At 67.4% G+C, this 25,977-nt stretch carries 25 protein-coding genes and 2 tRNA genes; 5 read left to right on the top strand and 22 right to left on the bottom strand.

Annotated features, from left to right (window positions below; translation table 11 throughout):
* Nucleotides 1-4: 4 nt before the first annotated feature.
* The 5 genes from FJX73_01180 to FJX73_01160 are packed head-to-tail and all read right to left on the bottom strand — an operon-like array spanning nt 5 to nt 4,367.
* Complete coding sequence (locus FJX73_01180; protein MBM3469396.1) at nt 5-1,363, bottom strand: phenylacetate--CoA ligase family protein; 1,359 nt, start codon at nt 1,361-1,363, stop codon at nt 5-7.
* Nucleotides 1,364-1,368: 5 nt separating this feature from the next.
* Nucleotides 1,369-1,665: a hypothetical protein gene (locus tag FJX73_01175; GenBank protein ID MBM3469395.1), complete on the bottom strand. Its 297-nt coding sequence runs from the start codon at nt 1,663-1,665 to the stop codon at nt 1,369-1,371.
* Nucleotides 1,625-2,164, bottom strand: a complete 540-nt coding sequence (locus FJX73_01170) for a glycosyltransferase (GenBank protein MBM3469394.1) — start codon at nt 2,162-2,164, stop codon at nt 1,625-1,627. The genes FJX73_01175 and FJX73_01170 overlap by 41 nt, the downstream gene beginning before the upstream one ends.
* The gene (locus tag FJX73_01165) at nt 2,080-3,303 is read right to left on the bottom strand and encodes a glycosyltransferase family 4 protein (protein MBM3469393.1); all 1,224 of its coding nucleotides are present in this window, start codon (nt 3,301-3,303) and stop codon (nt 2,080-2,082) included. Before FJX73_01165 ends, FJX73_01170 begins: the two co-directional genes overlap by 85 nt.
* Nucleotides 3,300-4,367, bottom strand: a complete 1,068-nt coding sequence (locus FJX73_01160) for a membrane dipeptidase (GenBank protein ID MBM3469392.1) — start codon at nt 4,365-4,367, stop codon at nt 3,300-3,302. Before FJX73_01160 ends, FJX73_01165 begins: the two co-directional genes overlap by 4 nt.
* A 182-nt stretch (nt 4,368-4,549) precedes the next feature.
* On the opposite strand from FJX73_01160, the gene FJX73_01155 reads away from it, so the two are divergent.
* On the top strand, nt 4,550-4,984 hold the full coding sequence (locus FJX73_01155; protein ID MBM3469391.1) for a hypothetical protein: 435 nt from the start codon (nt 4,550-4,552) through the stop codon (nt 4,982-4,984).
* Between the two features lie 105 nt (nt 4,985-5,089).
* Here the strand turns inward: FJX73_01155 and FJX73_01150 are convergent, their stop codons facing one another.
* The 7 genes from FJX73_01150 to FJX73_01120 all read right to left on the bottom strand — a co-directional run bounded on the left by FJX73_01150 (nt 5,090) and on the right by FJX73_01120 (nt 9,729).
* A complete protein-coding gene (locus FJX73_01150) occupies nt 5,090-5,395 on the bottom strand; it encodes a HigA family addiction module antidote protein (GenBank protein MBM3469390.1) in 306 nt (101 codons plus the stop codon).
* 2 nt (nt 5,396-5,397) lie between these two features.
* Nucleotides 5,398-5,748, bottom strand: coding sequence for a type II toxin-antitoxin system RelE/ParE family toxin (locus FJX73_01145; protein MBM3469389.1), 351 nt, complete (start codon nt 5,746-5,748; stop codon nt 5,398-5,400).
* Nucleotides 5,700-5,775, bottom strand: a tRNA-Arg gene (locus FJX73_01140). Before FJX73_01140 ends, FJX73_01145 begins: the two co-directional genes overlap by 49 nt.
* A gap of 33 nt (nt 5,776-5,808) precedes the next feature.
* A complete protein-coding gene (locus FJX73_01135; protein ID MBM3469388.1) occupies nt 5,809-6,807 on the bottom strand; it encodes a VWA domain-containing protein in 999 nt (332 codons plus the stop codon).
* 25 nt (nt 6,808-6,832) lie between these two features.
* Complete coding sequence (locus FJX73_01130) at nt 6,833-7,792, bottom strand: VWA domain-containing protein (protein ID MBM3469387.1); 960 nt, start codon at nt 7,790-7,792, stop codon at nt 6,833-6,835.
* A complete protein-coding gene (locus tag FJX73_01125; GenBank protein ID MBM3469386.1) occupies nt 7,771-8,718 on the bottom strand; it encodes a DUF58 domain-containing protein in 948 nt (315 codons plus the stop codon). The genes FJX73_01130 and FJX73_01125 overlap by 22 nt, the downstream gene beginning before the upstream one ends.
* Nucleotides 8,719-8,724: 6 nt before the next feature.
* Complete coding sequence (locus FJX73_01120) at nt 8,725-9,729, bottom strand: AAA family ATPase (GenBank protein ID MBM3469385.1); 1,005 nt, start codon at nt 9,727-9,729, stop codon at nt 8,725-8,727.
* A 136-nt stretch (nt 9,730-9,865) separates the two neighbouring features.
* Here FJX73_01120 and FJX73_01115 point away from each other — a divergent pair, with 136 nt between their 5' ends.
* Entirely contained in the window at nt 9,866-10,753 is an 888-nt protein-coding gene (locus tag FJX73_01115; protein ID MBM3469384.1) for a DUF4352 domain-containing protein, read from the top strand.
* 30 nt (nt 10,754-10,783) lie between these two features.
* Here the strand turns inward: FJX73_01115 and FJX73_01110 are convergent.
* From FJX73_01110 to FJX73_01090, 5 genes are all read right to left on the bottom strand, one after another.
* A tRNA-Pro gene (locus FJX73_01110) sits at nt 10,784-10,860 on the bottom strand.
* A gap of 87 nt (nt 10,861-10,947) precedes the next feature.
* On the bottom strand, nt 10,948-12,312 hold the full coding sequence (locus FJX73_01105; GenBank protein ID MBM3469383.1) for a M20/M25/M40 family metallo-hydrolase: 1,365 nt from the start codon (nt 12,310-12,312) through the stop codon (nt 10,948-10,950).
* A 46-nt stretch (nt 12,313-12,358) separates the two neighbouring features.
* Nucleotides 12,359-12,652: a cupin domain-containing protein gene (locus tag FJX73_01100; GenBank protein ID MBM3469382.1), complete on the bottom strand. Its 294-nt coding sequence runs from the start codon at nt 12,650-12,652 to the stop codon at nt 12,359-12,361.
* 86 nt (nt 12,653-12,738) lie between these two features.
* Nucleotides 12,739-14,727, bottom strand: coding sequence for a ferrous iron transport protein B (gene feoB / locus FJX73_01095; protein MBM3469381.1), 1,989 nt, complete (start codon nt 14,725-14,727; stop codon nt 12,739-12,741).
* On the bottom strand, nt 14,718-14,960 hold the full coding sequence (locus FJX73_01090; protein MBM3469380.1) for a ferrous iron transport protein A: 243 nt from the start codon (nt 14,958-14,960) through the stop codon (nt 14,718-14,720). The genes feoB and FJX73_01090 overlap by 10 nt, the downstream gene beginning before the upstream one ends.
* Nucleotides 14,961-15,302: 342 nt before the next feature.
* Between FJX73_01090 and FJX73_01085 the strand changes: the two genes are divergently transcribed.
* Nucleotides 15,303-16,736, top strand: a complete 1,434-nt coding sequence (locus FJX73_01085; GenBank protein ID MBM3469379.1) for a DUF885 domain-containing protein — start codon at nt 15,303-15,305, stop codon at nt 16,734-16,736.
* Here FJX73_01085 and FJX73_01080 read toward each other — a convergent pair.
* The 3 genes from FJX73_01080 to FJX73_01070 are packed head-to-tail and all read right to left on the bottom strand — an operon-like array spanning nt 16,733 to nt 20,037.
* Entirely contained in the window at nt 16,733-17,377 is a 645-nt protein-coding gene (locus FJX73_01080; protein ID MBM3469378.1) for an XTP/dITP diphosphatase, read from the bottom strand. The two genes, FJX73_01085 and FJX73_01080, sit on opposite strands and share 4 nt — an antisense overlap.
* Nucleotides 17,374-18,108 (bottom strand): ribonuclease PH, encoded by a 735-nt coding sequence (locus tag FJX73_01075; protein MBM3469377.1) that lies wholly within the window; start codon nt 18,106-18,108, stop codon nt 17,374-17,376. Before FJX73_01075 ends, FJX73_01080 begins: the two co-directional genes overlap by 4 nt.
* 24 nt (nt 18,109-18,132) lie before the next feature.
* Nucleotides 18,133-20,037: an AMIN domain-containing protein gene (locus tag FJX73_01070; protein ID MBM3469376.1), complete on the bottom strand. Its 1,905-nt coding sequence runs from the start codon at nt 20,035-20,037 to the stop codon at nt 18,133-18,135.
* A gap of 77 nt (nt 20,038-20,114) precedes the next feature.
* Between FJX73_01070 and FJX73_01065 the strand changes: the two genes are divergently transcribed.
* The gene (locus FJX73_01065; protein MBM3469375.1) at nt 20,115-21,134 is read left to right on the top strand and encodes a TIGR03617 family F420-dependent LLM class oxidoreductase; all 1,020 of its coding nucleotides are present in this window, start codon (nt 20,115-20,117) and stop codon (nt 21,132-21,134) included.
* Nucleotide 21,135: 1 nt separating this feature from the next.
* On the opposite strand, the gene FJX73_01060 is transcribed toward FJX73_01065, so the two are convergent.
* Both FJX73_01060 and pyk read right to left on the bottom strand, forming a co-directional pair.
* Nucleotides 21,136-22,863, bottom strand: a complete 1,728-nt coding sequence (locus tag FJX73_01060) for a M3 family oligoendopeptidase (protein MBM3469374.1) — start codon at nt 22,861-22,863, stop codon at nt 21,136-21,138.
* 44 nt (nt 22,864-22,907) lie between these two features.
* Nucleotides 22,908-24,368 (bottom strand): pyruvate kinase, encoded by a 1,461-nt coding sequence (gene pyk / locus FJX73_01055; protein ID MBM3469373.1) that lies wholly within the window; start codon nt 24,366-24,368, stop codon nt 22,908-22,910.
* On the opposite strand from pyk, the gene FJX73_01050 reads away from it, so the two are divergent.
* On the top strand, nt 24,275-25,972 hold the full coding sequence (locus tag FJX73_01050; protein MBM3469372.1) for a spermine synthase: 1,698 nt from the start codon (nt 24,275-24,277) through the stop codon (nt 25,970-25,972). The two genes, pyk and FJX73_01050, sit on opposite strands and share 94 nt — an antisense overlap.
* Nucleotides 25,973-25,977 lie beyond the last annotated feature (5 nt).

Here is a 25,977-nt window from a genome sequence, read left to right as displayed (position 1 = left end):
TCAGCTACCTCCCCTGGTGGAGAGTGCTCTTCATAACGGGTCGCTTGCCCGATGGCTCACGCGGAATGTGCTCAACCGGCGTCACGCGCACTGTGATCCCGCCCCCCAGGGCCGCCTCCAGGTGCCGGGCCAGCTCCTCCTTGCGGTCTGCGCCGTAGGCGCCGACGGGCACAACCGCGACCTCCAGCACCTTGGGACGGTCCTGCCGGAATTGATACTCCCACAGCAGGTCAAGGTGCAGCCGAATTGCGCGCTGAAGGACTATTGCCGGAATGCGGAGACCCGCGGTCGTCACCACCCACTCCCAGATCCGGCCTTCCATCTCGCCCAGAAGCGGCAGGGTCCTCCCGCACGGGCACCTCTTCTCTCCTGCCGCCGTACCCATGTCTCCAATCTCGTACCGTACTAACGGCATGGCGTGATTGCGCAGGTCGGTGATGACCAACCGGCCCCTTGAAACCGACGCCCCCTGCCGGTCGCCCGGCTCCCCGCCCAACACCTCCACAACAAACCCCTCTGCGTTCAGGTGCCACCGCTCGTGCTCGCAGGTCTGAGCGATCAGCCCTGAGAACTCCGCCGCCCCGTAGCGCGAGAAGATGGGCGCCTCGAAGGCTTGGGCGATCAATTGACGCGTGTCATCGCCCATGTGCTCCGCCTGGTAGAAGACACACCGTGGAAGGGTTCGCAGCGGTCTGCCTGCGCGCAACACCGCCTGGGCCAGCAGGTGTAGAAGGCTCGGGTATCCCAAGATGACCGCCGGTGCTGTGCGCTCCAGTAGCTCCACGACAGGGGCTGGCTCTCGCGAGTAGAGGGCTCCTAGCGGGACAGAGGCGCTACCACTCATCCGGCCCCACCAGGACACCCGCGGGGCGTGTACTGAAACCCTGTCCATCGTGAGCATCAGATGGGAGGCCGCGGGTGTCATGCCTGCCCACCCCAGAGAATGCCACCTTGTGGCCTGCTCGAACGGCACCGTGCGTCTGTCGCGGTAGATACCCAGCGGCTCCGCGCTCGTTCCCGATGTCACAACGGGCAGCAGATCTCTCTTGCTCGCCCGCTCAGATGTGAGGGCATCGAGGTGCTTCTTGACATCGCGCCGCCGCAGAACCGGCAGCAGCGGAAGATCCCCCAGTCCCCTGATGTCGCCGGGCGACACCCCTGCTTCGTCCATAGCCTGTCGGTAGTAAGGGACGGTGTCGTAAGCCCAGCGGATCAGGGCGCGGAGCCGCGCCTCCTGCCGCGCGCGGAGCACCATCGGATCCGCCTGCTCGGCCCATCTGAGGGCGGCAAGCTCGCGCCTCGCCTGCCGGCGGACCAGGCGCGATCCCAGCGCAAAGAGGCCGTGCATGAGGGCGGTGCGCACCGGTGTCACCGCCGCACCAGGGGCACAAGCGCCACGCCGAACAGCGAATGCCAGACCCGCGCGACGCACTTGGCCGCGGCCACGCCGGCTACCCCAAACCTAATCGTCAGCAGTGCAAGGCTCACGACCTCGGCGGCCAGAGCCGTCGCGGCCAGCCAGTGCTGCGCCCGCAGATGGCCGCGGGCCGCCAGGAATGAGTTCGCCTGGCTGCCCGGGAAGCCCAGCACCACCGCGGCGACTAGAACCTGGGCTACAAGAACGCTATCGCGGTAGTGCGCGGTGAAGAAAGCGGGCACCAGCATCGGCATCGGCGCGGCGCCATACACCGGCCAGCGCCGGTTTCAGGTAGCGCCACACTCCCTGCGTGCCATAGGTGCCGTGCACGGTCATCACCCTGGGGATCGGCTTCCGTCCGCGTGCGACGATTCCCGCAATGTCCGCCCTGGGCAGGTGCGTGTGCAGAATGTCGGGGCGTTCCTCGCGGATCAGGCCGCGGAGAGACCAGGGACACCTCGGATCAATGCGCGCGCAGTCGAGGTCGCGCACCGCGACGCCTGCGCGCTCGAACTCCGGCCGCAGCGACCTCGTGTCGCGAACGTGTTCGCGCAGGCACGCAACTGTCAGGTCTACCCCGGCCGCCTTGTGATGACGGCACAACGCCAGTAGGGTGACCTCAGCGCCGCCGGCCGCCACAGTGTTGGTGATGTGGAGGATCTTCACGGCCTCCCCTTGTGGTGGATAGAAGCCGCTGCAGCAAGCAGGAGGGCCTCGGTGGCGTCCGCCACGCGCGCGATGGTGAATCGCTCTGCCGCGCGGCGGGCGCCTGCTGCCAGTCGTGCCCGCTCATCTGGCGCGGAGATCAGGCGACCCAGCGCTCGTCGGAGGGCATCGGGATCCGAAGGAGGAATCAGCAGCCCGCTCACCCCGTCCGTGACGGCCTCAGGCACCCCGCCCACGGCGGTCGCGATCAGCGGCATCCCGAGCACCATGGCGTCCAGCACCGCGTGGGGCAGGCCCTCCCAGGTTGAGTTCAGCGCGAAGACATCGCACGAGGCCATGATGCCAAGCGTCTCCTCGCGCGACCTGCGGCCCGCGAAGAACACGCGGTCGGATACGCCCACCTCCTGCGCGACCTGCTCCAGCCGGCCCCGGTCCGGACCGTCGCCGACCACGACCAGGCCGAGGCCGCGCAGCCCGGCGACGACGGCGATCAAATCGTCAATACCCTTCCACCTGGTGAGACGGGCCGCCGTAACCAGCGTCACCGGCGTCGAGAGCGGAAGGGTCGCCGCGACAAGCGCCCCGGGCAGTTCAACTCCGTTGGGTATCACCGTAAGCCGGGATGGCAGGACTCCCCACCGAGCGACCCAGCCGGCCATCCATTGGGAGTGAACGATCACGCGGTCCGCCCTCCGGATCCACCACGCGCGCAGGCGCCTCAGTGCCTCCACCCTCGCACCGTACCTGCGCTGCTGGAATGCCTCGAAGGTGTCGCGCACCCTCCCCAGCAGGACCGAGCGCTCCCAGGCCAGATCGCCCACGACCTTCATCACCAGCGGCCGCCTGAGCAGCGCGTTGGCAACCACGGATTCCAGGGCCAGTCCGTAGACCAGCAGGACATCGGCCCGGCTGCCCAACTTCAGGATCATGCGGATCGTTCGCAGCCACCGTACGAGTCTGGGCCCGGGTCGGGCAAGGCGCACAACCGAAAACGGGTAGAGCGAATCATCGCCGTCCGCGCGGTCGCTTACTGTCAGAACAGTCACCTGGTGGCCGCGGCGGCAGAGTTCCACGGCCAGGAGTGGGATCGCCGTGGCGTGCCCGCCTATGTCGGGTGGAAACACCGGGGTGACAATCAGCAGTCTCATCGCCGCTGCGGCAGGCGCACCTGCGGCCACGGCCGCGAAGGGCGCGTGCGCCCGGACCACGCCTGCGATCATTCGCCCCAAGTTTCGCTCAGGACCCTCACCCAGTTGCCGTGGGCAAGTTTGCGCAGGTCCTCACTCGAGTATCCGCGATCGGCGAGCGCCCGCATAAGGTTGGGCAGACCGGCGGCATCCTTCAACTCGGAGGGCATGACCGCGCCGTCGAGGTCCGAGCCCAGGGCGACGCAGTCAATCCCCATCCGCCCGGCCATGTAGTCAATGTGCTCGACCATCCGCGAGATCGGCGTCTCGGCGTTCCGCGCGCCGTCCTCGCGCAGGAAGCCCACATGGAAGTTAAGTCCTACTACACCACTGCGGTCGCGGATCGCGTCGAGTTGCCGGTCCGTGAGATTCCGCGGCGACGGCGTCAGCGCGTGGGCATTGGAATGGGTCGCAACCAACGGGGCGTCGGTCAGAGCCGCCACGTCCCAGAAGCCCTGCTCGGTGATGTGGGAGAGGTCAATCATCACCCTGCGCCGGTTGAGCTGTCGCACCAGCTCCCGGCCGGCATCTGTGAGCCCAGGACCGGTGTCGGGCGAATGAGGGAACTTGAACGGCACGCCCTGCGCGAAGCGGTTGCGGCGGCTGTGCGTTATGCCTACCGAGCGAAGCCCGGCGGCGTAGAACGACTCCAGCGCGCGTCCATCTGGATCGAGCGGCTCAGCGCCCTCGAAGTGCAGCAGCATGGCGAAGACGCCTCCATCGAGGCACCGCTTCAGCTCGGCCGCGCTGCGAACGACCTTCGCCTTCCCGCCCGAGGCCTGCTCGGCCTGCAGCAGCCTTCCGAGCAGGTCGAGCGCGGTCGCCTGCGCGTACTCCAGTGACATCGGCTCGGGCCACGTGCTCTCGTCCCCGTACACCCGCATCGAGGTGTCGGTGGATGAGGAATCCGCCGGAGGCTTCTCCGATACGCCAGGGTCGCGGATGTAGATGGCGAAGAAGCCTCCGCCCAGCCCGCCCTCGCGCGCCCGCGGCAGGTCAACGTGTCCAACCTCGGAACGATCGAAGAACGATCGGCCTGTGTCAAGAAGGCTGAGGACCGTGTCGTTATGGCCGTCAAAGATCAGCGGAAATCCCATCGTAGTCTCAGTCACGCCGCAACTTCCCTTCCGGCACCGATTTGCCAAAGATGTCTGGGTCTTTGCCGTGGTCCCACCACAGTCCTGCTGACCGGCGAGTTCCTCCGCGAACGGCAGGAGCGACATCGGCGACGGGGAAGAGATATCCGATTAGGTATTCCGTATCTGTGGAGGAGGTCGCTGTGCGTCTTCACGGGATGTTCGCTGTGGTGGTCTTGGCGGGGATTGCAGTTGCGGTGGTGGCGGCGGTAGCCGATGGCGTTCTCGCAACGCCGGTTGCCCTGCCTCCCGAGATATACAGAGTGGTACCGGCGCCGGATAGCACGGTCTGCCGCACTCCTGAGATCGCGGTGGGCCTGCGGCTGACAGACGCCATGCGGCGATATGGAAGTCTCGATGTAGCGCTGGTATCGCTGAAACTCGATGGCAAGGACATCACGGCAAGCGCACAGGTGAGTGGGACGAAGGATCTGCCTCAAAGCATGGCCACCGTCGCATACACGCCCGCGGCCCCGCTGGCGGTGGGCTGGCACAAGGCGTCGTTCACGTTCCCGTCGAGCAAGGGGCCTGTGACCTACGAGTGGAAGTTCCGCGTTGCTGAGGTTGCGTGCCGCTGAACGGCGCGGCTGCATCCTCGACAACCGCTACTTCCTGCCTCTGTACTCACGGCGCCGCCCGCTCCAGCGAGAGCGCTTCACCAGCACGCCAAGCTGCGGGCCGCGCTACCTGGACCGTGCAACCTCACGCACCTCAGTGTCGAGGCGGCGCCCCAGCCGATCCGCCGTAACGTCGAGATCGTAGTCCGTCTGCAGTCCGAGCCAGAACTTGGCTGACGTGCCGAAGAAGCGTGCCAGGCGCAGCGCAGTGTCAGCTGTGATCGCGCGCTTACCTAGAACGATCTCATTGATCCTGCGGGGATGAACACCGATCGATAGTGCGAGGCGGCTTTGACTGATCCCCATCGGCCTCAGGAGCTCCTCAAGAAGAACCTCACCAGGATGCACAGGAGCCAGTCGCTGCCTAGTCATGGCTACCTCTCCTTGTGATAGTCAACAATCTCCACATCATATGCATCACCATCGTGCCACTTGAAACGGATTCGCCATTGGTCGCTGATTCGGATACTGTGCTGGCCAGCGCGCCTTCCCACGAGCCTTTCCAGCCGGTTGCCTGGCGGGATACGCAGATCAGCCAGCGACTGAGCGTTGTTTAGCATCCTCAACTTTCGATAGGCCACCTGCTGGATATCCCGGGGCAGCTTCCGGGAACGCTCACGTGCGAAGATCCCCTCGGTTTCGCTGTCCTTGGCTGAAACCCGCGTCCTGACTGGATTGGCGCGCCTGGAGGGACTCGAACCCCCGCCCCGCTGCTTAGAAGGCAGCCGCTCTATCCGCTGAGCTACAGGCGCGCGGCCAGGCACGAGTATATCACAGGCCGCCACTCACAGAACCCTGTGCACCAGGAGTCGGGAGGATACCACCGCGGCTACCAGGCACGCCAGCGCAGCCCCGGCCGCCAGCGCCGTAGCCTCGGTGGGGCGGCGCTCCCAGCCGATCTCCCGGCCCAGGTGCCGGTACACCTGGCGCAGCTCACGGAGGTTCGTGGTCCGGTAGTACTCGCCACCCGCGGCCTCAGCCATCCCGCGCAGCGTCTCCTCGTCCAGGCGCACCAGGATGCTGCGCCCCGCAACATTGAGGACCGTGCCCTCGGGCGTGCCGATCCCGACGGTGTAGACCCTCACCTGGAGATCGCGTGCGATGCGCGCCGCCTCCAATGGATGGGTTCCGCGGTTGCTCTGTCCGTCGGAGAGAAGCACGACAACGCCCGAGGGGAGTCTTCCCGGCGGCACCGGCTGCGGCCCGGGCAGCGCCTCGCCGGTGGCAAGCGGCCGAACACGGCCCGGTAGTGACCAGATTGCTTCGAGCAGGCCTTCACCTATCGCCGTGGCATACTCCGGGGTAAGCAGATCAATCGCGCCGTGAATGCGGGCCCGATCCGCGGTCGGCGGTACGACCGTCGTGGCGTAGCTGCTGAAGGTAACCAGGCCCACGCGGAAACCGCCGGGCAGCGCCCGGACGAACTCGTGAGCAGCCATCTTCGCGCCGGCAAGCCGGTTGGGCCGAAGGTCGTCGGCCAGCATGCTGCGGCTCACGTCAATGGAGAGCACCACCACGCCCTCGCGCGCGGGTACCGGCAGCGGCGCCGAGGGCCGGGCCAGTCCGATCAGGACCATCCCTATACCCAGCAGGTACATCGCCGGAGGCGCCCACCTGCGCCACCTGCCGCGGCCACCGGCGGCGCGCGCCAGCATCTCGACGTTGGGTATGAGCACTACCCCGCGCGGGCGCCGCCACTGCAGCCGGAGATACGCCCACGCCAGCAGCGGCAGCGCGATAAGCGCCCACAGCATGAAGGGCCACTCAAAGGTCATGGCGCCCACGCGACCCACCGAAGGCGGCGCGGCTTCACGGCACCCTCCCGAACCAGAAGAGCGAGAGCACGCCGCCGACCAGCATGAAGGCGCCTGCCACCGCCAGCAGGAGAAACGATGCTTCCTGGCGGGTGAACTCCCATCCCATGTCCCGGCCGAGCATCCGTGAAAGCGCTCGCAGGTCCTCCCCGCCCGTTGCCGGGAAGAACGTCCCGCCGGTAATCTGAGCGATACGCTGGAGGCCGGCCGCGTCGAACGGCACAAGCACGAGCTGGCCCTCCACGCGCATCACGGTTCCGCCCGGCCTGCCCACGCCGACGGTGAAGATTCGGACGCGCGCGTCGCGCGCCAGGGCAGCGGCTTCCTCTGGATTCGGGCCGAAGTTGCTCACGCCGTCCGAGAAGATCACGATGGACCCGGGGACCAAGCGACTTGGACGGTCGCCCGTCGCCCCTGCACGACCCGGCAGCACGCGCACCGCCTCCAGGATACCGCCGCCCATAGAGGTGGCCGACTGCGGCTGGAGACGGTCGAGCGCCTCGACAAGAGCGCTCCTGTCGGTACCGGGCGGCAGCAACACCGTGCCGTACTCGCTGAACGCCACGAGCCCAAGTCGTGTCGAGCGGGGCAGCATATCAGCCAGAGCCCGGGCGGCCTTCCGGGCGGCATCCAGGCGAGTGGGCTGCGCGTCGGTGGCGATCATGCTCCTGCTGGTGTCAACCGCGATCACCACCGCGGCGCGGTTGACCGGCATGGGCAGCGCGGCCACCGGTCGCGCCATTGCCACGGCCAGCAGCAGCAGGGCGATCAGGTAGCACACGTTGGGGAGGGAACGCTGCCAGCCCGGGGGGCGCACCACCAGCTGATCGAACAGCCGCGGCTCGGCGAACTGCAGGGCGGCGCGCTGCTGCCGCCGGCCCAAGAGGCGATGCCCCCACCACAGGAGCGGGGCCAGGGCCAGCGCCCAGAGCATCAGCGGCCAGACGAACTCCACAGACGCCTCCGCCGCCGCAGCACGAAATCCACAAGGGGATCCACCAGCGTCGTGGCCGTGGACAGCACAAGGTGGTCAACGCGGGCCCGCCGAAACGCCGCCTCAACACTTGCCCGGCGCGCGCCTACCAGCGCCTCGTGAGCAGAACGCACCCGCGCGTCGGACGTGTCAATCCAGCAGTGCTGTCCGGTCTCAGGGTCCCGCACCGGGATCACGCCCACGTCAGGCAAGACCTCTTCCGCCGGATCGCGGATCCAAGCCGCAATGACGTCGTGCCGGCGCCCCAGCTCGCAGAGCGGCCTCTCCCAGCCATCAGGAGCGATGAAGTCCGAGATCACGAAGACAAGGTGGCGGCGGCGCAGCATTCCGACAGCGGCATGGAGCACGCCGGCGAGATCGGTCATCCCCGGTGGATGGGTCATCTCAGGTGGATCGGTTATCCCCGCCTCGGAGGACCCATGCTGCGACAGGGAATGCAGTATGCGCAGGGCATGGCGCCGGCCTGCGCGTGGCGGGACGAGCGGCCGGCCGCGGCCAGGAAAGGCGACCGCTCCAACCTTGTCGCCGTGCCGCGCGACGATGTAGGCGGCGGTCCCGGCGAACTCCACTGCCAGCTCGCGCTTGAGGCGGCGTCGCGTGCCGAATGCCATCGAGGGCGAGAGATCCAAGAGCAGCCAGGCGGTGAGCTCGCGCTCCTCGTGATATTGCCGGACGAAGATGCGGCGCATGCGCGCGGTGACGTTCCAGTCTATGCGCCGGACCTCGTCTCCCGGCTGGTACTCCCTGACCTCCGCCAGATCCAGACTGGGCCCGTAGAAGATCCCGCGGTAGTCGCCGAACAGGAAACCGTCCAGCCGGCGCACGACGGTGAACTCCAGCCGCCTCAGCAGCTGCTCAGGGGTTTCCAGCAACTCAACTGCCGGCATGGCCGGCTATTCCCCCCTGGAGATCCCGCCCCCGGCTGCCGTGGCGCTCTGGGCCTCGTATGGATCCCCCAGCGCCAGGCGCGGCGCCGGTACGGCCGCGATCACCTGCTCCACCAGGGAGTCGGGTCCCACTCCATCGGCCAGTGCCTCGTAGGAAAGGACCAAGCGGTGGCGCAGCACCTCGGGCGCTATGTCCCGTATGTCCTCCGGCATCACGTACTCCCGCCCCCGCAGTAGCGCCAGAGCGCGCGCGCCCAACACCATGTTGAGCGAGGCCCGCGGGCTGGCTCCGTAGGCGATGTAGCGACGCAGTTGAGCCAGTCCAACCTCATCCGGCCAGCGTGTCGCGGTCGCCAACGCCACGGAGTACTCGCGGATTCGCGCGTCCACGTAGACCGCGTCGGTGATGGCCTGCAGTTGGAGCAGCTCGGCCGCGCTGATTGCCGGAACCACTTCCGGAGGAGCGCCGCTCATCCGTTCAACGATCGTGATCTCCTCATGCCGGCTGGGGTAGGTGATTACCACTTTGAACATGAACCGGTCGACCTGCGCTTCGGGCAGAGGGTACGTCCCCTCGCTCTCGATCGGGTTCTGGGTGGCCATCACGAGAAACGGGTGCGGAAGAGGGAAGGTCTGCTTGCCGATCGTCACCTGCCCCTCCTGCATTGCCTCGAGCAGCGCCGACTGCACCTTGGCCGGGGCGCGGTTGATCTCGTCGGCCAGGACGAAGTTGGCAAAGACCGGACCCAGTTCCACGTCGAAGGTGCCGGTCTGCCGATTGTAGATCCGGGTCCCCACCAGGTCTGCCGGCACCAGGTCGGGCGTGAACTGGATCCGCTTGAACTCGCAGTCTATCGCCCTGGCCGCGCTCTTGATCGCCAGGGTCTTGGCGAGGCCGGGAACGCCCTCGAGCAGTACGTGTCCCCGCGCGAGCAGCGCCACCAGCAGCCGCTCCAGCATCAGGTCCTGACCAACGATTACGCGCCTGACCTCATATAGCACCTTCCGCATCGTCGCGGAGGCCTGTTGGAACAGTTCCAGCGGCTTTGTCACCTGGCTCCTCCTTGTTGATCGCGCACGCGCTACCGCCACGGTAGCACCGCCCCAAAAGGGGGTCAAGGCGAGTTGCGGCGAATCACACAGCAGTATGCGACTGTCGCTCCGTCACGCTGCGAAGCGCACGATCACCGGAATCCGTTTGCTCGCCGGAATCCGCCTGATCGCCGGGATCTGCGTGCTCGCCGTGTTCTGCCTCATCGCCGCTGCGCCGGCGTCGACGGCCGCCGCGCCATCCGATGCGTGGCTGATAGTCCCGGGGCAGTCCATGGGCGCGCTGCGATTGGGCGTCCCGACCCGAACTCTTTATCAGGCCCCCGGATGGGGACAGCCCGACCGCACGCACGCCGCGGGCTCCGTTTCGTACCTCTACTACGACCGCCAGCGCACCGCCGCCGGGGTGCGCGACGATCAGGTCGTACTGATCCTCACCACCAACGACCGGTACCGCACCGAGCGGGGAGTCGGCGTGGGCCAGCCCGCTTCGGCCGCGGTGGCGGCCTACGGCGCGCCCTCGTCAGGAGGCGGCGACGAGCGGGTGCTTTGGTACGACGCCATAGGGCTCGTGCTGGGAACGGGAAGCGGCACGGTGATTCGGATCGGGGTGTTTGATCCGAAGGCCTTCGTGCGCGCGCTGCTGGCGGACGAGCGGCCTGCCCGCGACGTCGTCCTGACCGCGCGCCCGCCGAAGTACGGCGACGCGCAGGCGCGCTCGGCCCTGGTGAGCATCACCTTGAAGAACCTGAGCCGGGGCGCGAAGGTCCTCAACCCCAACTTCTTCACGCTCGCTGACCGCGAGGGCGAAACCTATCGCTACGATCCGTCCTCGTTCCGGCAGGCCGACGCCTGCCGCTCAACGGTCGCGGTACGACCCGGAGAAACCGGAACCTGCTCGCTGGTCTTCGTGATTCCCGCCGGCCACAGCGCCCGCACCATCGTCTTCAACGACGGCGCGAGCACCGACGAGTACTATTTCTAGCCCTGCGGGGGAGCCGCGCGAGAAAGGGACTGGTCGGGGCGGCCCGATTCGAACGGGCGACCTTCTGGTCCCAAACCAGACGCGCTGCCAAGCTGCGCCACGCCCCGACGGGGCGATCGTAGCAGAGGCGTTACGGCACCGTCAACGAGCCCGCGAGCCCGCGCCGCCGGCCCCCCGACGCCCCTCCCCCTACCTCACCGCACCTTAGCATCGGCCAGCGCCTGGAAGACCTCGGCGCTCACGTGGATGCCGTCGTAGAACCGCTCCAGATTCAGGTTCTCGTTTGGGCCGTGGTTGTTCTCGTCGGCGTTGGCGTAGGGCACGCCGATGTGGTCCACGCCGAGCACCCCAGGCCAGACCGCGTTGGGCAAACTGCCGCCGGAGCACAGGTTGACGAACGGCTCGGCTCCACGCACCGCCCGGATCGCGCGGGCCACGACCGCCACCGCCGGATGGTCAGCAGCGGTGCGGCTGGCTTCCATCGCCCCAAAGCCACGGGCCAGCACCTGAACCCTGGGATCCACGCGGGCGACGTGCGCCTTCACCTTCTCGAAGATCTCTCCGGTCTTCTGGTCCACCACCAGCCGGACGTCAATCCGGCACTCGGCCTTCGATGGGATGATGGTCTTGGACCCGGGCCCGACGTAGCCGCTCGCGAAGCCGCTGATGTTGAAGTAGGGCTCCAGCATGATCCGCTTCCAGTAGGTGGGGCCGTCCATGGGAAGCGTATCGAGCCCCATCGTGGCGGCAAACGCCCGGGGATCGTACTCCATCCCGGCCAGGAGCCGCTCCTCCACCGAGCCGATCGGCCTCACGTTGTCGTAGAACCCCTCGATGAGCACACGGCCCCCGGGATCCACCATCGTGGAGAGCAGGTGGACAAGCATCCACACAGGGTTGGGGGCAACACCGCCCTTGTTGCCCGAGTGGTTGTCGCGATCGGCGCCCTGGGCGATCAGCGTGATTCCCACGATCCCCCGGTTTCCCAGAGAGATGACCGGTGCTCCGGTGGGGTGCAGTCCACCATCGGAGATGTAGACCAGATCAGCGGCCAATCGCGACCTGTGCTTTCGCACGAACTCGGCCAGGCCGCCTGATCCCGATTCCTCCTCTCCCTCGAAGACGAACTTGAGGTTGATCGGAGGCCCGCCTGCGGCTTCCATCCAGGCCTTCGCCGCCAGCACGTGGGTGATCAACTGCCCCTTGTTGTCGCCGGTCCCTCGACCGTAGAGCCGGCCGTCGCGCACGGTGGGCTCAAACGGCGGGCTGTGCCACAGATCCAGCGGCTCAGGCGGCTGCACGTCGTAGTGCCCGTAGAGCAGCAGCGTGTAGGCACTTGGGTCGCGTCTGATCTCGCCGCAGACAACCGGCTGCGTCGGCGTCTCGATCGCCTCGGATGGAATCCCAAGGTCCCTCATGATCCCGGCCAGCAGCCGAGCACATTCCTTGACGCCCAGATCCTGCGCGCTGATGCTGGGCTGCCTGACCAGGGTCTTGAGGATCTCCAGCGACTCGTCGCGGTGCTCGTCAACGTAGCGGTGCACGCGCTCAGTAGACATGCGCAACGCCTCCTGGATGAATCAGTTGTCCTTGGGTGGTCACCTGTCAGGACTTCGGCAGCAACAAGAGCAGCATCAAGACCGGGGTGCGGGCGTAGAGACTGTGAGGCAACTGCGGCGGCATGTGAATCCATGCACCGGCCGAGGCGTCGAGTTCATCGGCGCCGAGCTTGAGCCGGGCCTCCCCCCGCAGGATGTGGACAATCGCAGCGGTCGAAGCCGTATGCTCAGAGAGCTCCTGGCCTGCGGCAAAGTCGAACAACACTGCCTTGATCTGGGCATCCTTGTAGATCGTACGGCTGAGGATGCTATCGGGCACCGCCTCCGCGAGGGCGGCCAGGTCTGGGACTAGAGTGTATCTCCGTTCCTCTTCGTTCATGATTTCGGCCTCCAGCAATCGGGACCCCGCGACCGGGCCTCCCGCGGCTAGCCGAAACCCAGAAGAGCCAGCAGCCGCGTGGCCAATCCTCCAACGGCAAGTGCCAGTGCGATTGTGAACCCGGAGATCGCGGCGGAGCGCCGCCAGCCAAGAACCTTCGCGAGCACGGCCATCGTCGCGATGCACGGGATGTATATCGTGTTCACCAGGGCATAGGTGAATACCTGGTTGGGGGTCATGAACGCCGACAGACTGGACGCGCCGCTGCCATACTGCATTACGGCCAGCGCCACAAGCAACTGCAGCGCGAGCTCCTTGCGCAGGACCGCGAAGATCAGCGTGAGCCCGGCAACCGCGGGCAGGCCGAGCCATCCCTCCACGATAGGTGCCAGCGGCCGCTCGGCGAGACGTACCAGGCCGGTCTCGTACAGCGCGCCCAGGACGAAGCTCCCGACAAGAACAACCGGCACCGCCACGGTGACGAACTCGCGGGCCCGCGCCCACGCCTTTCGCAGCACGCCGGGGGGGGTCGGCCATCGAAACGGGAAGATCTCCATGATGAGATCCGGCGCCCGGCCCGGCAGCAGGCGGTTCAATCCCCAGCCCGTGGCCAGGATGACGGCTGCAACCGTGAGGTAGAGGAGCACTGCCGCGCGCCATCCGCCCAGGTAGGCAACCGCGCCCACGATGACCGCGGTGCGGGCGCTGCACGGCACGAGGGCTACGAGGGTCCCACCGATGAGCCGTTCGCGCTCGGTGCGCAGCACCCGCAGCCCCAGGATCGCGGGCACGCTGCATCCGGCACCGGCCACCAGCGGGATCGCCGCCCTGCCGTTGAGCCCGAGCCGGCCCATCAGACGGTCGGTCAGCACCGCGGCCACGTTGAGATAGCCGCTGTCCTCCAGAATCGAGAGCAGCAGATAGAACGTGAGCACGTAGGGGATGCCCACGGTGAGTACCGCGAGCAGGCCGGCGTCGAGTCCCCACTTCAGGATCCGCGTAATGACTCCGTCACCGAATGCCCACACCGACACCGCGGCGATGGCTGGCGAGGCGGTTCTCGCCCACAGGGTCTCGACCAGGCCGGCTAGCAGGCTGCCACCCCAGAACAGGCCGGCGAACGTCGCGGCCAGCACTGCGAGGAGCATGGGCACACCGGTGGAAGGCCGAGTTGCCAGGCGCCAGAGGTGCAGATGCTGCGGCGTCCCGGGGCGCAGGGTCACCTCGCGCGCGATGCGGTCCGCCTCCAGGTGTCGCTCCCGAGCGATGGCAAGCGGCAGCGGCTCAGCACCCCGTTCTGAGGCCTCCCGGGCGATCGCAGCGGCCTCGGCCGCTGCTTCCTCGTTGGCCATACCCGAAGGCAGACGGTCAAGGGTCCCCTCCTCCAGCAGCAGCAGCGCGCGGCCTCTCGCGGGCACCTCGTGGTCGTCCAGGAGGGCCTCGACCCGCGCGGCCATCCCCTCGACCTCAGCGCTGTACCTGCACATGCTCCCCATCGGGCGTCTGACCACGCCCATCGCCTCGGTCAGCAGCTCGGCCGTCCCACGGCGTCGCGTGGCAATGGTGGGCACCACGGGCACGCCCAGCAGAGCACCGAGATGTCCCGCGTCAATGTGAATCCCTCGCCGCGCGGCCTCGTCCGTGAGATTCAGCGCGACCACCACCCGGAATCCAAGGTCCAGCAGTTGCAGAACCAAGTAGAGGTTGCGCGCCAGGTTGGTGGCGTCCAGGATCGCCGCGACGGCATCGGGACGCTCCTCGAGAAGGGCGCGCCGTGCGGCCTGCTGGTCCTCGGTATGGCCGGAGAGCGCATACGTGCCCGGCAGGTCCAGGATTGTGACTCGACTGCCGTTCACCCGCGCCGTGGCCACGGACACCTCGACGGTGGTGCCCGGGTAGTTCGCCGTGGAAGAACCCAAGCCGGTCAGTGAGTTGAAGACCGTGGACTTCCCGACATTGGGATTGCCGGCAAGGGCAACCTGCAGATCCCCGGAAATCGGGATGCGCGGCTGGGCGTCGTGGCAGCCTACGGGCACGGCACCAGACTCTCGACAGCCAGGTGAGCGGCGAGGCTACGACCCAGGGCAAAGACGCCTCCGGCTCCCTGGACCAGGAGGGGTCCATCGCCCCCGACCTCTGCCAGGACCGTCACCACCTCGCCCGGCAGCAGCCGCATGGCGGCAAGTTCCCGGGCCAGGCCGATGTCTACAGCCGGGATCTGGCCCAGGCGGGCGGTCTCACCAGGCCGTAGCGTTGATAGAGATCGCATCGTCACCACCTGGCACGTGCAGGTGTCCTGCTGCGTGTAGGTTGCGGTCCAAGGGTGCCTGTGTCCATCAGGTCCCCGCTGGATTCTTAGGGTACCTGAAATGCCGCCTTTAGGCAAGCCAAAAGGTGCTTGGAGGGATTGTCCTCCTTTCGGAAGAAGAGGGCGTCAGCCCCTCGCGAGCCGATACCAAGGAGCTTCCATGACACTGGATGTGGCGTTTGAGCGCGTTGCGCAGGGATTCCTGACCGCCTACTTCGAGTTCTACCCCACAACCGCAGCCGGCCTGGGATTGCACACCTACGACGGGAGGGCAGGCGACTACTCTGGGCCTGCGCTTGATGACTGGCTGCCCACGATGCGACCCTGATCACCCAGGCGATCGCCCAGGAGCGGCTGCGGTTCCAGATTCTACGCGATCACCAGAGGAATCCCGTCCTGTGGAGCTTTCCCCTGGACATCACCACGTACCTGAAGCGCAACTACGCACCGCTGCAAGAACGGCTGCGGTCGCTCACCAGCCACCTCGAGGAGATACCCCGCTTTCTGGACGAAGCACGAGGACACCTGCGCGAGCCTCTGGCCTTGCCCATTGTTGAGACCGCGCTTGAGATCTACGGCGGGTATCGGTCGTTCTATGGCAGCGACCTGGCGCGGGCAGCCGCGGGAGCAGCCGGCACACCGCTACACGACCGGTTCGAGATCGCCCGTACTGCGGCGACGGCCGCCGTCGGGAGCTTCGAGGCATTTCTCGCCGGGGAGAAACACCGCGCCACCGGTGAGTTCGCAATCGGCGAAGCGGGCTTCGCGGCGTTGCTGCGATGCGGTGAGATGGTGGACCTGCCTCTCGACCGCCTGGTTGCCCTGGGTGAGGCCGAGCTGGACCGGCTGACAGAAAGCGTGCGAGAGGTGGCTGGCCGCGTCGCTCCTGGCGCGCACCCGCGCGAGGTCATGGCGATGATCGCCGGAGAGCATCCTGCAGAGGAGGCGCTGATCCCGGAGACGCGGGCAATGCTGGAGGATCTCCGGCGTTTCCTGATCGAGGAAGAGATCGTGACGGTGCCTGGCGACGTGCGGCCTCTGGTCGAGGAAACACCACCGTTTGCACGCTGGGCCTTTGCCATGATGGACTCCGCCGGGCCATTCGAGGAAACGGCCAACGAATCATACTACTACGTCACCCCCCCGGAACCGGGCTGGTCCAAAGAGAAGCGTGAGGAGTGGCTGACGAAGTTCGACTACGCAACGCTGAAAGACGTCAGCATCCACGAGGCCTACCCCGGCCACTTCGTGCACTTCCTCCACGTCAGACGCGCGCCCTCGATGGCCGCCAAGGTGCTGACCTCATACTCGTTCGTAGAGGGATGGGCCCACTACTGCGAGGAGATGATGCTCGACGCCGGTGTGGACCGGAGTCCCAGGTTCCACCTGGCCCAGCTCGCCGAAGCCCTGGTGCGGCAGGTCAGGTATCTGGCCGCGATCAGGATGCACGCCGGGGAGATGACCGTGGATCAGGCGACCGGGCTGTTCGTGGACCGCGCCTACATGGAGCCGCTCACCGCCGGCCGGGAGGCCGTGCGCGGAACATTCGATCCGGGATACCTCAACTACACGCTGGGCAAGTTCCTCATCCGGAAGTTGCGGGACGACTACAGGGCCGAGCGCGGGGCGGCCTTTTCGCTGCGGGAGTTCCACGACCGGCTGATCGGGCTTGGGGCGCCGCCGGTGCCCCTGGCGCGTCGGGCGCTGCTGGCGCGGGACTCCGGGACGATACTCTAGGAGCCGATTCCCAGGGACCACTTCCCTAGGGAGCCCCCTCCGGCCCCAACCAGGGACGCTATGTGGTCGCGCGCGGCCCAGAACGCCCGCGCACGGTGGCTGATCGCGTTCTTGGACTCCACCGGGAGCTCTGCCATGGTGCAGCCGTACTCCCGAACGAAGAAGATCGGGTCGTATCCGAATCCACCGGCGCCTCTGGGAGCGTCGGCTATCAGGCCCTCGCATGTCCCCTCGAATGTCCGGACCGCGCCGTCAGGAGCGGCCACGGCCACCACCGCCCGGAATCGCGCGGCGCGGGCGTCCTCTGCGACGCCCCTGAGACGCTCCAGCACCCAGGCGTTCCGGTCTGCCGCGGTGGCGTGCGGCCCCAGAAAGGTCGCGGAGTGAACCCCGGGCGCGCCGCCCAGCGCGTCCACCTCAAGGCCCGAGTCGTCGGCCAGGGCGATCCGGCCGGTCAGCCGGGCAACGAGAGTCGCCTTCGAGGTCGCGTTGGCCTCGAAGGTCTCGCCGGTTTCCGGCAGCGGCGGGATCTCAGGGTAGTCGTCGAGGGTTAGCACGCGCACCGGAAGGCCAGAGAGCAAAGCCCGCAGTTCGCGGATCTTCCCGCGGTTGCGCGTGGCCAGCACGATCTCGGCTGTCAGCGCGGCCGCCCCGCAAGAACTTCGCCGAGCGCGGCCTTCTGCGCCGCGATCAGCGTGCGTATCCCCTTCTCTCCCAGCGCCAGCATCGCCAGGAGCTCGCCCCGGCTGTAGGGCAGACCCTCAGCCGTCCCCTGCACCTCAACCATGTTGCCCGAGTCGGTCATTACCAGGTTGAGGTCCACGCGGGCCCGAGAGTCCTCGGCGTAGGCCAGGTCCAGCCGGACCTCGTTCTCCACGATGCCCACGCTCGTGGCTGCCACGAGTTCGCGCAACGGCCACCAGCCCAGCGCGCCGCTGCGCCGCAGCACGGCCAGCGCGTCCACCAGCGCCACCATGGCGCCGGTGATAGCGGCGGTCCGCGTGCCGCCGTCGGCCTGGATCACGTCGCAGTCCACCGTGATAGTCCGATCCCCCAGCTTCTGCAGCTCCACGGCCGAACGCAGCGACCTCCCGATCAGTCTCTGGATCTCCTGCGCCCTTCCGCCCTGGCGTCCAGGATCGCGCGGGGTCCGCTCGTGCGTCGAGCGGGGCAACATGCCGTACTCCGCGGTGATCCAACCCTGGCCTGCACCGCGCAGCCACGGCGGCAGGCGTTCCTCGACGGTGGCGGTGCACACGACGCGCGTCTGGCCAAGCGTGATGAGCACCGATCCCTCGGCGTGAGGGATGAAGTTCCGCGCTATCTCAATCGGCCGCAACTCGTCGGCGGCGCGGCCATCAGGTCGCGGCATGGGTCGCTCCTTGGGGTGTCCTGATCAGCTTGCCGGCACCGGGTATATCACGAGGAATCGGTGCACGGCACGCGCGACCGCCTCGGCCAGGCGCTGCCTGAAGGCAGCGGCGCGCAGCCTGGCTTCCTCGTCAACGTTGGACAGGTACGCGACCTCAACCAGAACCGCGGGCACGTCGTTCTCGCGCAGCACCTGGAAGTTCGCCGTGCGCACACCGCGGTTGGCCAGTCCCGGTATCTTCCCCAGCTCTTCCTGCATCATCTGCGCCAGCACCAGACTCTGAGGGGTCAGATAGTATGTCTCTGACCCGCTGGCCGACGGCCGGGTCGAGGCGTTGGCGTGAATGCTCACGAACGCGGTCGCGCCCTGGGCCTTGGCAAGGCGCGACCGATCGGCCAGCTCGACGAAGGTATCGGTCTCCCGTGTCATTATGACGCGCACGCCGCTGCGCACCAGCAGCTCGCGGACGCGCAGCGCCACGTCGAGCACCACTTCCTTCTCGTACAGGCCGGTGGGGCCGATCGCCCCTGGATCACGGCCGCCATGCCCGGCGTCAATGGCCACGACATGCGCGCGCAACGCCGGCTCGAGGATCTCCACGACGAGCACGCTGCCGTCTGCGGAGGCGGAGGTAACGGTGTATGCCGTCTTGCGCCGGAGCTCCACGACCACCCGGGTGACATTCGGATCCACCTGAAACTGCGCGGCCCGCACCTCTGCCACGACGGGTCCGGCCACGGGGATCTCCTGCTTGACCGGCACGAAGACCGCGCCGGCCACGTCAACCACCAGGCGGTCTGGCTCCAGGAGCTCCCGCACGGCGTACTCCAGAGGCATGGTTCCCTCGATGAACACGCGAAACCGCCCGGACATCTGCTCAACACGCACCTGAAGCACCCGCGGGATGCCGTCATCGGGCAACGGCTCAGGAGGTAGCAGGACCGGGTTCTCTGGCTGCTCGGGCAGCGCCTCAGGCGCAGGGACAGGCGAGGGAGCGGCGGCTGGAGGTGGGACCGGAGCAGGGACAGGCGAGGGAGCAGCGGCCGGCGGAGGAACTGGAACGGTTACGGGCGGCGGGCTGGCGGCCGGCTGGGGAACCGGGGCCTGCACCGTCGGGGCCTGTCCGCGCGGCCGTACCTCTATCGCGAACTCAAACGAGTCCGCGGCGGCAACCGTCCGCGCCTCCACTGGCTCGCGCAGATCGAAGACGACGCGCGTGATGTACGGTTTGATCTGGAACTGCGCGGCGCGGACGCGCACTACACCCGCCTCTCCCACCGGAAGGTCCTGATCCGGCGGCCTGAACGCACCGCCGTGCAGGTCCACCACCAGGCGGTCCGGCTCCAGGAGCGTGCGCATCTGGGCCTGCAGCGGGCCGGTGGCATCCAGAACAACCCTGATCGCGCCGCCGCCACGTTTGACGGCGATCGCCATGATCTGGGAGGCGACGTGGAGCGTGCGATCGGCCTCGTCAAATCGGACCCATGCGCCGAGAGCCGCGAAGGTGAACTGCGCCGGTACGAAAGGGTGCCCTCCGATGAGCACGGGGGCCACGGGCAGGGGCCTGGCCTGGCCGTCCACGAGCGCCACCGGATCACCGACCCGCATCTGAACGATGCGGCCCGTGCGGTTGGTTACCAGAACCGTCTTTTCCGCGGGCTGCCAGACCGCCGCGGCTCCGAAGGCCTCAAATGCGCGCGTCGCCGGGATCATCACCTGACCGGCCTGCATCATCGCAGGCGCGGTCAGCGAGACCGGCGACCCGTTGACAACAACCCGTATTGCGGGCTGCCCTGCGGCGGGCGATGCCGCTGCCAGAACAGCCACCAGGATCCACAGCGCGCTCACGCGCATGCAGCACCGTGTTGAGTGCGCCGACCACCCTCCCCTATGCGTTCCTGCCCTCCGGCCTCTCCCGTAAGACCTCATGTTTCGTCGTCGGCAGGGGAACTCCTGCCCGGGCGGTGAATGCTGCTGGGTCGGGATTCACGCATCAGGAGGCTCCCATGCTGGTTGACACGCGCCTGGTCTACAAGTCACTGACCGAGATCCCAGCCATCACCCAGGAGGCGGAGCGTCTGGGGTTCGATGGACTGTGGACGGCCGAGACCGACCACGATCCATTCGTCGGGCTGGGCGTAGCGGCCGCATCGTCATCCAGGATCACGTTGGGCACAGCCATAGCGCTTGCCTTCACCCGCAGCCCTACCACCCTGGCGTACACCTCGTGGGATCTGGCCCAGTTTTCCGGCGGCCGGTTCGTGCTGGGCCTGGGCACTCAGGTCAAGGCGCACATCACGCGGCGGTTTGGGATGCCCTGGGATCCGCCCGCGCCCAAGCTGCGAGAGGTGGTTGCAGCCATTCGCGAAGTGTGGGCGGCCTGGAGCGAACGGCGGCCGTTGAACTACCGCGGCAGGTACTTCGCTCTCTCGCTCATGACGCCGTTCTTTACGCCCCCGGGTCCTGCGCCATCCGGGCTGCGGATCGAAGTCGCGGGCGTCGGTCCTCGGATGTGCCGCCTGGCCGGCGAGGTGGCCGACGGTTTCCATGTGCACCCATTCCACACACGCCGCTATCTCAGCGAGGTGGTCGTGCCCGCGATCGAGGCAGGCCTGTCGCGCCGCGGCCGCCCGCGCCAGGAGTTCAGCATCGCCAGCAGCGTCCTCGTCGCCACCGGTACTGCGGCCGAGGTATCCACCGGCCTCGCGGAGATCCGCCAGCACCTCTCCTTCTATGCCTCCACGCCCGCCTACCGGCCCGTGCTCGACCTGCACGGCTGGGGTGAGGCCGGAGAGCAGTTGAGCCGGCTCGCGGCGCAGGGCAGATGGCAGGAGATGCCCGGGCAGATTCCGGACGAGATGCTCGAGGCGTGTGCGCTCTGGGGCCCTCCGGACGAGGTGGCAGCCCGGTTGAGACAGGAGTACGGCGGGCTCATAGACCGGATCGCCTCCTACGAGCCGCTGATCCCGGGAAGGCGCGCCGATGCCTGGCGCGCCCTCCTGAATGGGCTCAAGCAGGACGAATAGCTCAACCGGCCTGGCGGCTTTCGTCGAGCGCTTCGGCAAGTGCCGCCATCAGCGGCGCCATCACGCGGGCGGAGAAGCCGAACTCGGCGCCGGCCGCCTGAAAGAGCGCGGGCAGGGGCTGGCTGCCGCCCAAGGCCAGCGCTTCGCGGTACCTGCGAATCGCACCGACCCGGTCGGCCCGCGCCCGCAGCCACACCTGCAGGGCACCCATCTGCGCGATCCCGTACTCGATGTAGTAGAACGGGACCTGGAACAGGTGCAACTGCCTGTGCCACAGGTAGTCCGCCACCTCCTGGTACCCGCCGAAGTCCACCTCGGGAGCGAATCGCACAAGGAGGCGCGTCCACTCCGCTCGCCGCTCCTCGCGCGAGTGCTGCGGGTGCGTGTAGATCCAGTGCTGGAAGGCGTCAATCGTGGCCACCCAGGGAAAGATGAGCACGGTGCGCTCCAGCTGCTCGCGGAAAGCGCGCCGCGCCTCTTCCGGTGCCGTGTAGAACACACCCAGGTACGGGCTGGCCAGCATCTCCATCCCCATCGAGGCGACCTCGGCGAACTCCAGGGGAGCGTCCCTGTAGTCCATGATCGGATCGGTACGGGCGGCCAGCATGTGAAACGCGTGTCCGCCCTCGTGGAGCAGGGTGCGCAGGTCGCCGTCCATCCCCACGGCGTTCATGAAGATGAACGGCACGCGCCGTTCGTGCAGCGTGCTCTGGTACCCTCCGGGTGCCTTGCCCTTCCGGCTGTCCAGGTCCAGCAGGGACGCGTTCCGCAGAAAGCGGAACTGCTCCCCCAGCTCGGGGGCCACGGCCGCGAAGATCTGCTCCACACCAGAGGTCAGTTGCTCGGATGTCTCAAACGGCCGAAGCGGCGGCCGGCCCAGCGGATCCACCTCGAGATCCCACGGCCTCAGCGCGGCGAGCCCCAGCGTCTGCCTCCGCTCGGAGCGCAATCGCCGGACGAGTGGTAGCACGGTCTCCTCGACGGCCTCGTGGAATCGCAAACAGTCCGCCGGGGTGTAGTCGAAACGCTCACGCTGCCGGAACGCAAACTCCCGGTAGTCGGCGCACCCGGCGTTCTGTGCGATCTGGACGCGCAGCGCCAGGAGCTGGTCGAAGAGGTCCTCCAGCCGGTCGCGGTCCTCCAGGCGGCGCCGGGCTACGAGCTCCCAGGCCTCCTGGCGCACCGACCTGTCGGTCTCCTCCAGGTAGCGCGCCATCTGCTGCAGGGTGTGTTCCTTTCCCTGGAAGACGACCGTCATTGCACCCATGACCTTCTGGTATTGCTGCTTGTGCTTCGCCTCCTCGGTCTCAAGCGGCACGTTCTCGGTTCGGAACAGCGACACGCGGTTGGTAATCAGGCGATCCAGCAGCGCGTACCGGGCCGGCAGCGCCGCACGGTGTGGCGATTGCAGATAGGCCTCGTCTAGGGCGTGTGAAAGCGGCTTCACCCGTGGCACGATCTGCTCGATGAAGAAGAGATATGCCTGCTCGCGGACCGGATCGTCGGTCTGGCAGGTCATCGCCACGTACCGGCGGGTCCCCTCCTCGTGGATGACGGAACCGAGCTCACTGGCATCCTCCAACCATCGCTCGAGCGACCCGGGTGAGTCGGGACTTGCATCAAGCAGGCGCCGGAACAAGGGTTCGATCTGCGCCCAGTCCCCGATGTCCGCGCCTGCCGGCACGGAGCGCCGGGGGAAGGTTTGCTCCAGGTCCACCACAAATGCCATCGTGCTACCTCCTGTTGGCCTTCAACCTGCTAGCCCTCAACCTGTTAGCCCTCAACTTTCACGACCTTGAGGAAGTTGGTCGTCCCTGGCTGGCCTATCGGAACCCCGGCCGTCACCACCACCTGATCGCCGGGCCGCGCGATGCCGAGCTCGACCGCCGCCCTTACGCCGCGCGCGATCAGCGTGTCAATGTCGCCGATCTGCTCAACCAGCACCGGCCAAACACCCCAAGTGAGCGAGAGCTGCCGCAGCGTCTCAGCGGTGTGCGTTACCGCGACGATCGGACGTCGCGGACGCAACCGCGATACCCGACGCGCGGTGCTGCCGGAGCCGGTCGCAGCGACGATGGCGGCGGCACCGATCGCCTCCGCGGCCTGGCAGGCGGCCAGCGCGATGGCCTCGCCCGACTCGCCCACCCGTTCGCGCGTGTGCCTGAACAAGAGATGCTCGTATGGCAGCGCTTCCTCGGCCCGGGCCGCGATGGTGGCCATCGTCGCGACGGACCCGACCGGATGCCGTCCGATGGCCGTCTCACCCGAGAGCATCAGCGCGTCGGTGCCGTCGAACACCGCGTTGGCGACATCCGCGGCCTCGGCCCGCGTTGGCCGCGGGCGGACCACCATGCTCTCCAGCATCTGCGTGGCGGTGATGACCGGCTTCCCGTGCCTGTTGCATAGACCGATGATCGCCTTCTGGACCACCGGGACCTCCTCAATCGAGGTCTCCACAGCCAGGTCGCCCCGGGCGATCATTATCCCGTCGGAGGCGAGGACGATCTCCTCGAGCTTGTCCAAGGCGCGGCGCCGCTCGATCTTGGCCACGAGCCGAATGGCCCCACCACGATCCTCGATCCACCGCCGGACCTGCTCGACGTCGTCCGCGCTTTCGATGAACGACAGGCCGGCGAAGTCCACGCCGTGGGCCATTCCCCAGCCAAGGGCAATCAGGTCGTCCTCGGTGACGACCGGCATGCTGAGCCGGGCGCCGGGCAGGTTCACGCCAGCGTGCTCGCGCAGCCGCCCCCCGAACTCGACGGTGCAGTGCACCCGGCCCGCGACCACGCGGCCAACCACCAGGTCCAGCTCCCCATCCTGCATGAAGATGTGCTGGCCGGGGCGCACGTCGTCTGCCAGGTGCGCGTAGTCCACGGGAATCGTACCCTCGTCCGCCGTGGTGCCCGCGCACAGAACGACCTCGTCGCCCGCGGCCAGGTCAACCGCTCCACCGGGCAGGTCCCCGACGCGGATCTTGGCTCCTGGCAGGTCCACCAGCACGCCAAGCGGCGCTCCTATCTCGCCGGCGGCACGGCGTGCCGACTTGAGGCGGTGCGCGTGCTCGTCGGGCGTGTCGTGGGAGAAGTTCAGGCGCACCACGTTCACACCGGCCGCAAGCATGCCTCGGAGGACCTCGGGTGACTGCGATGCAGGCCCGAGTGTGGCCACGATCTTCGTTCGGCGGGGTAGACTCATCGGTTGGAATCCTCCCGAAGTATAGCAACCCTGCATCCGCGGCAGAAGGCCCGCTCGCAGATCAGCGCGAAGAAAAGGACCATCTCCACAAGACAGGAGGCGTCTCGGTGGTACTCCGCATCGTCGTGTTCGGCAGCGGCGCAGTGCTGATGGGTCTCGAGATCGTGGGCAGCCGGCTGATCGCACCTTTCTTTGGCAGCTCCGTGTTCGTATGGGGCGGATTGATAAGCATCTTCCTGGGCGCGTTGAGTCTGGGCTACTACCTTGGCGGCACGATGGCCGACAGGTGGCCCAGGCCGGCTGTGCTAGCCGGCCTGCTCATGCTTGCGGGCCTGACCATACTGGCGCTTACGGTGGCGGCACGCCCAATTCTGCTGGCGTTCGACGCGTGGGACCTGGGGCCGCGGCTGAACCCCATGCTTGCCTCGATCGTGCTCTTCGCGATGCCCAGCGTACTGATGGGGATGACGTCACCGTTTGCGATCAAACTGGTCGCGAGAGACCTCAGCACCGTCGGCTCCAAAGCGGGAGTGCTCTACGCGCTCTCGACCGCCGGCAGCATCGCCGGGACCGTAGGCACCGCCTTCTTCCTGATCCCAGCCATGGGAGTACGGGCAATCCTCTACCTGTTGGGAGGCACGCTGCTGGCACTGGCGGGCATGCTGGTCGCAGCGCACGAGCGGCTGATCCGCCCTGCCCTGGGGGTCGCGGTGTTGATCCTGGCCCTCTCTGCCACATCCCCGCTACAGGGAGCGCCGATCAAGCTCCCGGTCTCGCGCGTGCTCTACGAGAAGGACAGCGTCTACCATCAGATCAGCGTCACGGAGGACGGCCTCAACCGCTACCTCCGGTTCAACCGATCGTTCCAGGGTGGGATGGTCCTGCGCGACCCATTCGAGAGCCCGTTTCTGTACACGTCGTACGCGCACCTGGCCCACGCCTTCCACCCGGCAATGAGGCGTGTGCTGATCATCGGGCTGGGCGCCGGCTCTATTCCAAAGCGGTTCACACGCGACTACGCCGACGTCAGCGTGGACAGCATCGAGCTCGACCCAGCGGTGGCTGAGGTGGCCAAACGGTTCTTTGAGGTCAAGGAGGACGGGCGCCACCGCATCGTCATCCAGGACGGCCGCGTGTTCCTCCGCCGCAGCGAGGCGAAGTACGACCTGATCATCCTGGACGCCTACTTTGCCGAGGGCATCCCTTTTCACCTGGCCACCCGGGAGTTCCTAGAGATGGTCCGCACCCGGCTCGCGCCAGGCGGCATAGTCGTCTCCAACATCATCGGCGCGCTGGATGGCCCCCAGAGCCGGCTATTTCGCGCGCTATACAAGACCTACGGCAGGGTCTTCCCAGGGCTGTACCCGTTCCCCACCGCGTTCGGCCTGGACCGCAACCCTACCGAGATCCGTACGATCATCCTGGTGGCGAGCGCGCGGGCAGGGATGACCAGCGGAGAGATCACGGCGATCGCGCGGCGCCTGCGCGCGGAGGGGCGGGTGCGCCTTCCCCTCGACCGTTACGCGAGAGACCTCTATGAAAACAAGGTGTCCACCGACGATGTCCCGGTTCTCACCGATGACTACGCGCCGGTAGACATCCTTCCCGTTTACGGCTGGGAGCCGGAGCGCACCAGGTAGCGGCG

Source organism: Armatimonadota bacterium (assembly GCA_016869025.1).
Lineage (GTDB): Bacteria > Sysuimicrobiota > Sysuimicrobiia > Sysuimicrobiales > Humicultoraceae > VGFA01.
This window is presented reverse-complemented; position numbering and strand designations above follow the sequence as displayed.